This is a genomic window from Micromonospora sp. ATCC 39149 (assembly GCF_000158815.1).
In the GTDB taxonomy this organism is placed as follows: domain Bacteria; phylum Actinomycetota; class Actinomycetes; order Mycobacteriales; family Micromonosporaceae; genus Micromonospora.
Map to the genome: position 1 here is coordinate 4,254,237 of NZ_GG657738.1, position 11,165 is coordinate 4,265,401.

Below are 11,165 nucleotides of genomic sequence, written 5' to 3' on the forward strand. Positions count from 1 at the left end.
CCCCCGCCGCGTACGCCGTTACTCGACCGGCTGCGCGACGCCGGGGCCGCCGGGCCGCCGCTGGGCAGCACCGACGGGCTGCTCGCCGCGCTGCGCCAGCGCGACCCCCGGGTGCTCGCCGCCACCCTCGGCAACGACCTCCAGGCCGCCGCACTCGTCATGCGCCCGTCGCTGGCCACCACCCTCAAGGCCGGCGAGGCCGCCGGGGCGCTCGCCGGCATCGTCTCCGGCTCCGGGCCCACCTGCGTCTTCCTCGCCGCCGACGCCGCCGACGCCGAGCGGATCGCCGGCGAACTGGAGCTGGCCGGGGTGTGCCGCGAGGCGCGCACCGCGCACGGCCCGGTGGCCGGCGCCCGGATCGGCTGAGCCACCCGCACCCGCCCCGCCCCCGGGGCGGGTCGGGTGCGCCCGCGTACCCTTGGGGTCAGGCGTCCCCAGGTGCCCGCCGGCACCGGGACGCCTTGATCATGGGAGGTGGGGTAGTGGCCAACATCGTCAACCTGGACCGGGTGTCCAAGGGCTACGGCGCCGCCGGGCCGCTGCTCACCGACGTCTCGCTCGGCCTCGACGACGCCGACCGGGTCGGCGTGGTCGGCCTCAACGGGGCGGGCAAGTCGACCCTGCTGCGGCTGCTGACCAAGCAGGAGGACCCCGACGACGGCCGGGTCACCCACCGCCGCGACCTGCGCGTCCTCTGGCTGCCGCAGACGCTCACCCTCGCCCCCGAGGCCACCGTCCGGAACGTGGTGCTCGGCACCGCCTGGCTCGGCGAGAGCATGGGCGCCGAGCACGAGTGGGCCGGCGACGCCGGCGTCCGGGCCATCCTCGACGGCCTCGGCATGCCCCACCTGGGCCTCGACCAGCCCGTCGGCCCGATGTCCGGCGGCGAGCGCCGCCGCGTGGCGCTGGCCGCGCTGCTGGTCCGCGAGTCCGACCTGCTCATTCTCGACGAGCCCACCAACCACCTCGACGTCGGCGGCGTCGACTGGCTCGCGAAGCACCTCGTCGGCCGCCGGGGCGCCCTCGTCGTGGTCACCCACGACCGGTGGTTCCTCGACGCCGTCTGCACCACCACCTGGGAGGTCGCCGACCAGGCCGTCCGCGCTTACGAGGGCGGCTTCGCCGCGTGGACCCTCGCCCGCGCCGAGCGGGAACGGGTCGCCGCCGCCACCGAGGCCCGCCGGCAGAACCTGCTCCGCAAGGAAATCGCCTGGCTGCGCCGCGGCCCGCCCGCCCGTACCTCCAAGCCGAAGTTCCGCATCGACGCGGCCAACGCGCTCATCGACGACGTACCGCCGCCGCGCGACACCATGTCGCTGCAACGGCTCGCGACCGCCCGGCTCGGCAAGCAGGTGTACGACCTGGAGCACGTCCGGCTGCACGCCGGCCCCAAGGAGATCCTGCACGACACCACCTGGCAGGTCGGCCCCGGCGACCGGATCGCCGTCCTCGGCCGCAACGGCGCCGGCAAGACCACCCTGCTGCGGATGCTCGCCGGCATCATCCGCCCCGACGGCGGCCGGTTCGCCACCGGCTCCACCGTCCGGCCCGCGTTCCTCTCCCAGGAGCTGGCCGAGCTCCCCGGCCATCTGCGCGTCCTCGAAGCCGTCGAGGAGGTCGCCCGCCGGGTCCAGCTCGGCGACCGGGAGGTCTCCGCCGCCCAGCTCGCCGAGGTCTTCGGCTTCGACGACCGCCGGCTCTGGACGCCCGTGGGCGACCTCTCCGGCGGGGAGCGCCGCCGCCTGCAGATGCTCCGGCTGCTTGCCGCCGAGCCCAACGTGCTGTTGTTCGACGAGCCCACCAACGACCTGGACACCGACACCCTCGCCGCCCTGGAGGACCTGCTCGACTCGTGGCCCGGCACGATCATCGTGGCCAGCCACGACCGGTACCTCATCGAACGGGTCACCGACACCGCGTACGGGATGTTCGGCGACGGCAGGCTCGTACACCTGCCCGGCGGCGTCGACGAGTACCTGGCCCGCGCCGCCGACCGGCAGCCCGCCGCCCCGGTCGCCCCCGCCGGGCCCCCCGCCGACGGTATGCCGGCCGCCGCGGCCGGAAGCGGCATGTCCGCAGCCGAGGCACGGCAGGCGAAGAAGGAACTCTCCCGGCTCGAACGCCAGATCGCCAAGCTGGAGCAGCGGGAGGCCACCCTCCTCGACCAACTCGCCGCGAACGCCACCGACTACGCCCGGGTCGCCGAGCTGGACGCCCAGCTCAAGGACGTCCGGGCCGAACGGGAACAGGTCGAGGAGAACTGGCTGGCCCTCGCCGAGCAGGTGCCCGGCGGCTGACCAGGGCAACCGGGTGGGGGGTGTGCGACGTCACAGCCCGCCGTGCGGGACAATCGCAGGCGACCCCTCACCCGCACGGTCTTGGAGACTCTGACATGGCCCACACCCCCGTCAACCACCCCGCGCGGCCGATCTACCGGGCGATCGGCGGGCTCGTTGGTCTGTATTTCCTGGCCTTCGGAGTGCTCGGCCTCGTCGCCAGCGCTGGCGACGACCTCTTCGCCCAGGATGACACCGCGGTGCTCGGCCAGGGGACGAACCTCGGATTCTCGCTGCTCAGCCTCGTGCTCGGCATCACGATCCTGGCCGGCACCGTGATCGGCCGCAACCTCGACGTCGCGATCAACCAGTGGCTGGCGTACGCCCTCATGGTCCTTGGCCTGGCCGAGCTGGCCTTCCTCCGGACCGACGCCAACATCTTCAACTTCACCATCACCACCGACGTCGTGGTGCTGACCCTCTCCCTGGTCCTGCTGATGGCCGGCATGTACGGCAAGGTCGGCACGGACGAGGAGAAGGAGGCCTGGCAGAAGGCCCGGCTCGTCCTCTGACCCGACCCGCAGCGGGGAGCGGCACCCGCCGACCCCCGCTGCGGCGGTTCGGCCCGCGTTCGGCGGCCGGCGGGGTGACAATCCTTCCGAATGGCAACAATCGGATGGAGGGGTCATGGCGCACTTTCCGGTCAACCACCCGGCCCGGCCGCTCTACCGGCTCCTCGCCGGCCTGATCGGGCTTTACATCCTGATCTTCGGCGTGTGGGGCGTGGCCGAGACCTGGGGCGAGGGCCTGTTCGACCGGGGCAGCCACTGGGTCCTCGGGCTCCGCACCAACCTCGCGTTCTCGCTCGCCTCGGTGGGCTTCGGGATCGTGCTGCTGATCGGGGCGTCCCGGCGCAGCAACCTCGGCCACTACATGAACCTCACCGCCGGCGCGGTCTTCCTCGTCACCGGCATCCTGATGATGGCCGTCCTGCAGACCTCGGCGAACTTCCTCAACTTCTCGATGTCAACCGTCATCGTGTCGCTGCTGTTCGGGCTGGTGCTGCTCGCCACCGGCCTCTACGACAAGGTCGGCCCGACCGAGCACGCGGAGGCCGAGAGCCGGCACCGCCGCGACCCCGTCCCCGGCAGCCGCTGACCCCCGGCCTGTGCAGGGGGAGGCGACGCCGGTCAGCGGCCCCGAACCGTGATCAGCGTCGGCTTCGCCTCCAGGTGCGACAACCCGTTCCAGGCCAGGTTGACCAGGTGCGCGGCCACCGTCTCCTTGCGCGGCTTGCGCACCTCCAGCCACCAGCGCCCCGTCAGCGCCACCATGCCCACGAGGGCCTGCGAGTACAGCTCGGCCAGCTTCGGGTCGTACCCCCGGGTCTTGAACTCGGCGCCCAGGATGTGCTCGACCTGGTGCGCGACGTCGTTCATCACGCTGCTGAAGTTGCCCGTCGCCGACATCACCGGCGACTCCCGGACCAGCACGCGGAACCCGCTGGTCTCCTCTTCGATGTAACCCAGCAGGGCCATCGCCGCCTGCTCCAGCAACTCCCGGGGGTGGCCGGCGGTAAGTGCCGTGGTGATCCGGTCCAGCAGGGCCCGGACCTCCCGGTCCACCACCACCGCGTAGAGCCCCTCCTTGCCGCCGAAGTGTTCGTAGATGACCGGCTTGGAGACCTTGGCCCGCGCCGCCACCTCCTCGATCGAGGTGGCGTCGAAGCCGCGCTCGGCGAACAGTTGCCGGCCGATCGAGATCAACTGCTCGCGCCGCTGGGCCGCCGACATCCGCACCCGCGACGGCGGCTTGGCCGCCGCCGACGCGGTGCGTCGCTGCCCACGAGCACCGCCCGCACTGACCGGACCATCTGCCATGTCGTCACCTTGCCGGCGCTCGGTGACGCCCTGTCGCGGGATACTGCCGCCGTCGTTGGTCGCGCCGCCGTCGTCGGTCATCCGGCCATCCTGCCAGGCGGCGGCCGACCCGACCGGCCCGTTACCGCCGCCGGCCCCGCTGCGCCGGCTCCGGGCGGGCCAGCTTGGCCGCGATTCGCTCCGGCTTCGGCCAGCGCACCGCCCACGCCGCCCCGGCCCGTTCGAACAGCCAGATCACCCGGGCCGAGATGTCGACCTGCCCGCGCAGCACCCCGTGCCGGGCGCTCGTTGGCTCGGCGTGATGCAGGTTGTGCCAGCTTTCGCCGAACGACAGGATGGCCAGCGGCCAGAAGTTGGCCGCCCGGTCACCCTGGCGCATCGCGAACGGGCGCTCGCCGTAGACGTGGCAGACCGAGTTGATCGACCAGGTCACGTGGTGCAGCAGCGAGATCCGCACCAGCCCGCCCCAGAACAGCGCGGTCAGCGCGCCCCGCCACGACCAGGTGAGCAGCCCGCCCATCAGCGCCGGGCCGAGCATCGTCACCACTACCAGTACCGGGAAGAGTTGGTCCACCCGGCGGGTCGTCCGGTCGGCGAGCAGATCCGGAGCGAATCGCTTTCGGTTGGACAGTTCCCGGCCGAACAGCCAGCCGACGTGCGCGTGGAACAGCCCCTTCGCCAGCCCCCGGACGCTCTCGCCGAACCGCCACGGCGAGTGCGGGTCGCCGTCGAGGTCGGAGAAGGCGTGGTGGCGCCGGTGGTCGGCGACCCACTGGATGATCTCGCCCTGCACCGCGAAGGAACCCGCGACCGCCAGCACCACCCGCAGCCACGGCCGTGCCTTGAAGGAGCCGTGGGTGAAGTAGCGGTGATACCCGACGGTGATGCCCAGCCCGGAGACGACGTACCAGAACCCGGCCACCGCCACATCGGTCCAGCCCAGCCAGCCGCCCCAGGCGACCGGGATCGCGGCGACCAGGGCCAGGAACGGGATGACCACGAACGCCCACAGGGCGACCAGGATGCCGCGCGACTGGGGACCCTGGGTGAGCGGTATCGGGCCGACGGGGTGGGGCCCGGTCAGTGCGGACGGCATGGCACCTCGCAGTGGACGCGGTGATCACGAAGTTACGCCTACGTCACCGTAACTTAGAGGGCCGTGGAAAGCACGAAACAGTTTCCGGCACGAATGCGTGCGGTGTCGTACGCCCGGCCCACCTCCCTCAAGCGACACCGGCCCGCGACGGTCCGCCACAACGCCGGCGGTGGCTACCGGGGCTGCCTGACCTTCGAGGTGTCCAGATCGCGACGGCTCTCCTGGAAGATCACAGGGATCATGGCCAGAATGGGCGCTGGCGCGGAAGCTGTGGGGCGCTAAGGTGTAGTGGTCCGGCCAACCGATTGGTTTGTCCGTTTTAGACCGTCCCGGGTCGTCTAATGGCAGGACGTCAGGTTTTGGTCCTGATTATAGGGGTTCGAATCCTCTCCCGGGAGCTTCCGCTGTTTCGCCGTGCTTGCGTGGTTAGCATGGCCGCGAGACTGTCGCCGTCCCGACTGGAGCCACGTCGTGTCCCAGCCCCACCTCCGCACCGTCATCGTGCTCGCCGCTGGTGAGGGCAAGCGGATGAAGTCGGCGCTGCCCAAGGTGCTGCATCCCCTGCTCGGCCGGACCCTGCTCGGCCACGTGCTCGCCGCCACCGGGCCGCTGCGCGCGGACCGGACGGTCGTCGTGGTCGGCCACGGCGCGGACCAGGTCCGGGCGCACCTGGCCGAGGTCGCCCCGGAGGCCACCCCGGTGCTCCAGGCCGAGCAGCGCGGCACCGGCCACGCGGTCCGGATCGCGCTCGACGCCGTCGCCGACGCCGTGGGGACCGTGGTGGTGATCAACGGGGACGTGCCGCTGCTGCGCCCCGAGACCGTCGCCGCGCTGGTCGACGCGCACGAGGGTGCCGGGGCGGCGGCGACCGTGCTCGCCGCCGAGGTGCCCGACCCGACCGGGCTCGGCCGGATCGTTCGGGACGAGGCGGGCCGGCTTCGGCAGATCGTCGAGGAGCGCGACGCCACCGCCGAACAGCGGGCGCTGCGGGAGATCAACGCCGGTAGCTACGCGTTCGACGCGGTGCGGCTGCGGGACGCGCTGGGCAAGCTCTCCACCGACAACGACCAGGGCGAGGAGTACCTGACCGACGTCTTCGCCCTGCTGGTCTCCGCCGGTGAGCCGGTCGGGGTGCACGTGGCCACCGACCATGTCGAGACGCTCGGCTGCAACGACCGGGTCGAGCTGGCGGCGCTGCGCCGGCTGCTGCGCGACCGGGTCAACGAGGGCTGGATGCGTGCCGGGGTCAGCATCCTGGACCCGGCGACGACCTGGATCGACGTGACGGTGACGGTGGACCGGGATGCGGTGATCGACCAGAACACGCAGCTGCGTGGCGGGACCGTGGTCGGCGCGGAGGCGGTGGTGGGCCCGGACGTGACGCTGATCGACACGGTGGTCGGCCCGGGGGCGACCGTGCTGCGCAGCCACGCCGTCGACGCCGAGGTGGGCGCGGGGGCCAGCGTCGGGCCGTACGCGTACCTGCGGCCGGCGGCGAGGCTGGCCGAGAAGGCCAAGGTCGGCACGTTCGTCGAGGTGAAGAACTCCGAGATCGGCGCGGGCGCGAAGGTGCCGCACCTGTCGTACGTGGGTGACGCGACGATCGGGGCGAAGGCCAACATCGGCGCGGCGACGATCTTCGTGAACTACGACGGGGTGCACAAGCACCGCACGACGGTCGGGGAAGCGGCCTTCATCGGCTGCGACACCAGCCTGATCGCCCCGGTGGAGGTGGGGCCGGGCGCGTACGTCGCGGCGGGCAGCGCGATCAGCCAGAACGTGCCGGCGGGGGCGCTCGGGGTGACCCGCGCGCCGCAGCGCAGCATCGAGGGGTGGGTCGCCCGGAGGCGGGCCGGCACGGTGTCCGCGGAGGCGGCGGAGCGGGCCCGGCGCGCGGCGGAGGATGCGCCAGGGGTGTAGTGGGCCGCAAGGGAAGGTGAGGCAATCCACGGGGGCACCGAGGCGGTTCGTGGACCGTCCGACGGGGGAGATACTGCAACCAAACAGTCCCCGGCCCACACCGCACAGCCGGGCACCACCGAGCAACGGGAGCAGACGGGCCCATGGGCAGCATCGTCGCCGAAAACCGCAAAAGCCTGATGCTCTTCTCCGGACGTGGCTTTCCGGAGTTGGCCAGGGAGATCGGTGAGGTCCTCGGCATCGCGCCGACGCCCGCCGACGCGTACGAGTTCGCCAACGGTGAGATCTTCGTGCGCTTCAAGGATTCGGTACGCGGTTCGGACGCCTTCGTGGTGCAGTCCGTGACGCACGGGGTCAACACGTGGATCATGGAAACCCTGATCATGATCGACGCCCTGAAGCGTGGGTCGGCCAAGCGGATCACCGTGGTTCTGCCGTTCTACCCGTACTCGCGGCAGGACAAGAAGCACCGCGGCCGGGAGCCGATCTCGGCGCGGCTGGTGGCGGACCTGCTGAAGACGGCGGGGGCGAACCGGATCCTCACGGTGGACCTGCACACCGCGCAGATCCAGGGCTTCTTCGACGGCCCGGTCGACCACCTGTTCGCGATGGACGTGCTGGCCGAGTACGTGGAGCGTAAGTTCGCCGGGCGGCCGATGACGGTGGTGGCGCCGGACTCGGGTCGGGTGCGGGTGGCGGAGCGGTGGACGGATCGGCTGGGTGGCTGCCCGCTGGCGTTCATCCACAAGACGCGGGACCCGTTGAAGCCGAACCAGGTGGTGGCGAACCGGGTGGTCGGCGAGGTGGAGGGCCGGGTCTGCCTGATCGTGGACGACATGATCGACACCGGCGGGACCATCACCAAGGCCGCGGACATCCTGCGGGAGTCGGGTGCGGCGGAGATCGTGGTGGCGTCGACCCACGCGCTGCTGTCGGACCCGGCGACCGAGCGGCTGAAGAACAGCCCGATCACCGAGGTGGTGGTGACGAACACGCTACCGCTGCCGCCGGAGAAGCAGCTCGACAAGATCAAGGTGCTGTCGATCGCGCCGCTGCTGGCCCGGGCGATCCGGGAGGTCTTCGACGACGGTTCGGTGACGACCCTCTTCGGCGGCCTGAGCTGACCTGAGCCCGCTGCGCCGGCCGTCGTCCCACGGCCGGCGCGCGGCTGTCAAACACGCGTCCCCCATGGGTCCGCGGCTGTCAAACACGCGTCCCCCATGGGTCCGCGGCTGTCAAACACGCGTCCCGCCAAGGGTTCGCGGCTGTTGGCGCTCGCCGCGGCGGGGGCGGGCGGGGGTCGCCCCCGCGTACGGCTGGGTGTTTTCGCTCCTGGTAGCGGGTGAGGCGGGGACTGCCGTCAGGCGCGTAATCAACTCGGGTAGACTGTTGCGGTTGCCATGGCGAGGGTGCCCGGCGGGCTGAGAAGCGCCGCACGGAGGCACCGTGATCGACGCGGTGCTCCGGGCAGTCGTTCATGACGCACGAGCCCCAGCGAGCCCCTCGCCCAGCACCGCAAGACGACAAGCCGCCGCAGCGAAAAGCATTCAGGAGTTTCCCCGTGTCCGAGGTAAAGATCAGCGCCGAGCCCCGTACCGAGTTCGGCAAGGGTGGTGCCCGTCGTACCCGCCGGGCCGGCATGGTGCCCGCCGTGCTGTACGGCCACGGCGAGAAGCCGAAGCACATCGCGCTGCCCGCGCGTGAGTTCGCCGCCGCGATCCGTAAGGGTGGCGCCAACCAGCTGTTCGCGATCGAGGTCAGTGACGGCACCCAGGTGCTGGCGCTGCCGAAGGCGATCCAGCGTGACCCGATCAAGGACAGCTTCGAGCACGTCGACCTGCTGCTGGTCCGTCGTGGCGAGAAGGTCACCGTCGAGGTTCCGGTCCAGCTGACCGGTGAGGCCGCGAAGGACACCCTGATCGTGCACGACCACGACACCCTCTCGGTGACCGCCGACGCCACCAAGGTGCCGGACCACCTGGAGGCGTCGATCGAGGGCCTGGAGGCCGGCACGCAGGTCACCGCCGCCGACGTGGAGCTGCCGTCGGGCGTCGAGCTGGCCGCCGACCCGGAGCTGCCGGTCGCCGCCGTGACCGCCGCCCCGACCGCCGAGCAGCTGGAGGCCACGCTGCCCGAGGTCGAGGTGGCCGCCGAGGAGGTTGAGGCCGAGGTCGGCGAGGAGACCGCCGAGGGTGCCGGGGCCCCGGCCGCCGAGGGCGAGGAGGCCCCGGCCGAGGCGAAGACCGAGGCCTGATCGGTCCGTGTTCTGTGCGACAGGCGCTCCCGGATCGGGGGCGCCTGTCGTCGTGTCGGGACGACGTCGCAGCCGGCCGCCGGGTGCGGCAGGGGGAGCGGGAGGGGCGTGGCGTGACGGACGAGGCGGGGCCGTGGCTGGTGGTCGGCCTGGGCAATCCCGGCCGGGAGTACGCGGGTAACCGGCACAACGTCGGCTTCATGGTGGCCGACCTGCTGGCCGCCCGGGTGGGCGGGAAGTTCGGCCGGCACCGGCGGGCGGTGGCCGAGGTCGCCGAGGGGCGGCTCGGGTTCGGCGGGCCGAAGCTGGTGCTGATGAAGCCGCTGACGTATATGAACCTCTCCGGGGGGCCGGTGGCCGGGCTGGCGCAGTTCCACAAGGTGCCGCCGGGGCGGGTGATCGCGATCCACGACGAGCTGGACATCGGCTACGGCCAGTTGCGGGTCAAGTGCGGCGGCGGCGAGGGCGGGCACAACGGACTGCGCTCGATGTCGAAGTCGTTGGGGACGAAGGAGTACGTGCGGGTGCGATTCGGCATCGGCCGGCCGCCGGGTCGGCAGGACCCGGCCGACTACGTGCTGTCGGACTTCTCCGCCGCCGAGCGCAAGGAGTTGGAGTTCCTGGTGGATCGGGCGGCGGACGTCGTCGAGTCGGTGGTTGCCCGAGGCGTGGAGCCGACCCAGAACCAGTACCACGGGGCCTGAGCCGGGCGGGGCGGCGCGGCTGGCGGTCGTACGGCCGGTAGTCTGCGCCTTTCTGCCGGACCACGGCCGGTGGGTCGGGTCGTGGCGAAGCGGGTTGCCGGCGCACTGCGGCCGGTGAGGCGAGTCGCGGCGGGACGGGTCGCGGCGAGGCGACGGGAGCGAGTTGTGGGCAGTCCTCCGATGATCGACGGCGAGTTCGCCCGGTGGTTGGCGGCCCAGGCCGGGCAGGCGCTGCTGGGCCTGCGCGCCGAGCTGGGGTTCGGCGACCCCGGGGCGCTGAAGTCGGCCGGGGACAAGGTTTCGCACGACCTGATCCGCACCGAGCTGGCGAAGTGGCGTCCGGGGGACGGGGTCCTCTCGGAGGAGGACGAGGGCTCGCGGCTGGCCTGGGCGGCGGAGGTGAACGCCGGGGCGGTGTCCCGGCTGACCGCCGACCGGGTGTGGATCATCGACCCGCTGGACGGGACCCGGGAGTTCGCCGAGGAGGGTCGCTCGGACTGGGCGGTGCACGTGGCGCTCTGGGCGCGCAGCGCCTCGGCCCCGCACGGCCTGGTGGCGGGGGCGGTGGGGTTGCCGGCGCAGCACCGGGTGTTGGGCACGGACCATCCGCCGGCGTACCCGCCGATGACCTTGGAGGCGGCGACCTCGGGCGGCGGGCGGACCATCCGTTTGGCGGCCAGTCGCAGCCGTCCGCCGGTTTTCCTGACTGATCTGGCGGAGGACGTCGGCGCTCATCTGGTTCCGATGGGCTCGGCGGGGGCGAAGATCGCCGCCGTGGTGACCGGCGAGGTCGACGCGTACATCCACGCGGGCGGCCAGTACGAGTGGGACTCGGCCGCTCCGGTGGCTGTGGCGACGGCCACCGGCCTGCATGCTTCCCGAATCGACGGTTCTGCGCTGAAATACAACGAGGCCGACCCACGCCTGCCCGACCTGCTGGTCTGCCGCAAGGATCTCGCCAGCCGGTTGCTTGCAGCGCTGCAGAGGCATTCCGGGTAGCCTGAGCAATCTTCTTCACGTGTCCGACCGGAAGGG

General features: G+C 72.0%; 9 protein-coding genes, 1 tRNA gene and 2 pseudogenes. 10 read left to right on the forward strand and 2 right to left on the reverse strand.

All coding sequences use genetic code 11. From position 1 onward, the window contains the following. The 4 genes and pseudogenes from MCAG_RS18390 to MCAG_RS18405 form a co-directional block, all read left to right on the forward strand. A pseudogene (locus MCAG_RS18390) lies at nucleotides 1-366 on the forward strand (4-(cytidine 5'-diphospho)-2-C-methyl-D-erythritol kinase); the annotation flags it as partial. A 116-nt stretch (nucleotides 367-482) separates the two neighbouring features. Beyond that, nucleotides 483-2,297, forward strand: a complete 1,815-nt coding sequence (locus MCAG_RS18395) for an ABC-F family ATP-binding cassette domain-containing protein (RefSeq protein ID WP_036374095.1) — start codon at nucleotides 483-485, stop codon at nucleotides 2,295-2,297. A 95-nt stretch (nucleotides 2,298-2,392) separates the two neighbouring features. Next, nucleotides 2,393-2,848, forward strand: coding sequence for a DUF4383 domain-containing protein (locus MCAG_RS18400; RefSeq protein ID WP_007074485.1), 456 nt, complete (start codon nucleotides 2,393-2,395; stop codon nucleotides 2,846-2,848). 115 nt (nucleotides 2,849-2,963) lie between these two features. After that, nucleotides 2,964-3,434, forward strand: coding sequence for a DUF4383 domain-containing protein (locus MCAG_RS18405; protein ID WP_007074486.1), 471 nt, complete (start codon nucleotides 2,964-2,966; stop codon nucleotides 3,432-3,434). 32 nt (nucleotides 3,435-3,466) lie between these two features. Here the strand turns inward: MCAG_RS18405 and MCAG_RS18410 are convergent, their stop codons facing one another. After that, nucleotides 3,467-4,156: a TetR/AcrR family transcriptional regulator gene (locus tag MCAG_RS18410; RefSeq protein ID WP_007074487.1), complete on the reverse strand. Its 690-nt coding sequence runs from the start codon at nucleotides 4,154-4,156 to the stop codon at nucleotides 3,467-3,469. A gap of 121 nt (nucleotides 4,157-4,277) precedes the next feature. After that, nucleotides 4,278-5,252, reverse strand: a complete 975-nt coding sequence (locus MCAG_RS18415; protein WP_036374098.1) for an acyl-CoA desaturase — start codon at nucleotides 5,250-5,252, stop codon at nucleotides 4,278-4,280. A 327-nt stretch (nucleotides 5,253-5,579) separates the two neighbouring features. On the opposite strand from MCAG_RS18415, the gene MCAG_RS18420 reads away from it, so the two are divergent. The 6 genes and pseudogenes from MCAG_RS18420 to MCAG_RS18445 all read left to right on the forward strand — a co-directional run bounded on the left by MCAG_RS18420 (nucleotide 5,580) and on the right by MCAG_RS18445 (nucleotide 11,129). Then, nucleotides 5,580-5,650 (forward strand) — tRNA-Gln (locus MCAG_RS18420). A gap of 73 nt (nucleotides 5,651-5,723) precedes the next feature. Further along, nucleotides 5,724-7,253 (forward strand): annotated as a pseudogene (gene glmU / locus MCAG_RS18425) (bifunctional UDP-N-acetylglucosamine diphosphorylase/glucosamine-1-phosphate N-acetyltransferase GlmU); the annotation flags it as partial. Between the two features lie 62 nt (nucleotides 7,254-7,315). Further along, nucleotides 7,316-8,296 carry a ribose-phosphate diphosphokinase gene (locus MCAG_RS18430; RefSeq protein ID WP_007074491.1) on the forward strand — a complete coding sequence of 327 codons (981 nt, stop codon included), beginning with the start codon at nucleotides 7,316-7,318 and terminating at the stop codon, nucleotides 8,294-8,296. A 437-nt stretch (nucleotides 8,297-8,733) separates the two neighbouring features. Then, complete coding sequence (locus MCAG_RS18435; RefSeq protein WP_007074492.1) at nucleotides 8,734-9,426, forward strand: 50S ribosomal protein L25/general stress protein Ctc; 693 nt, start codon at nucleotides 8,734-8,736, stop codon at nucleotides 9,424-9,426. Between the two features lie 113 nt (nucleotides 9,427-9,539). Beyond that, complete coding sequence (pth, locus tag MCAG_RS18440; RefSeq protein ID WP_007074493.1) at nucleotides 9,540-10,130, forward strand: aminoacyl-tRNA hydrolase; 591 nt, start codon at nucleotides 9,540-9,542, stop codon at nucleotides 10,128-10,130. A gap of 180 nt (nucleotides 10,131-10,310) precedes the next feature. Further along, the gene (locus MCAG_RS18445; RefSeq protein WP_007074494.1) at nucleotides 10,311-11,129 is read left to right on the forward strand and encodes an inositol monophosphatase family protein; all 819 of its coding nucleotides are present in this window, start codon (nucleotides 10,311-10,313) and stop codon (nucleotides 11,127-11,129) included. Nucleotides 11,130-11,165: the final 36 nt, after the last annotated feature.

Excerpts from the sequence above, each read along its gene's own strand:
- MCAG_RS18400 (WP_007074485.1), top strand. The coding sequence starts at position 2,393 with ATGGCCCACACCCCCGTCAACCACCCCGCGCGGCCGATCTACCGGGCG.
- MCAG_RS18405 (WP_007074486.1), top strand. The coding sequence starts at position 2,964 with ATGGCGCACTTTCCGGTCAACCACCCGGCCCGGCCGCTCTACCGGCTC.
- MCAG_RS18410 (WP_007074487.1), bottom strand. The coding sequence starts at position 4,156 with ATGGCAGATGGTCCGGTCAGTGCGGGCGGTGCTCGTGGGCAGCGACGC.
- MCAG_RS18415 (WP_036374098.1), bottom strand. The coding sequence starts at position 5,252 with ATGCCGTCCGCACTGACCGGGCCCCACCCCGTCGGCCCGATACCGCTC.
- MCAG_RS18430 (WP_007074491.1), top strand. The coding sequence starts at position 7,316 with ATGGGCAGCATCGTCGCCGAAAACCGCAAAAGCCTGATGCTCTTCTCC.
- MCAG_RS18445 (WP_007074494.1), top strand. The coding sequence starts at position 10,311 with ATGATCGACGGCGAGTTCGCCCGGTGGTTGGCGGCCCAGGCCGGGCAG.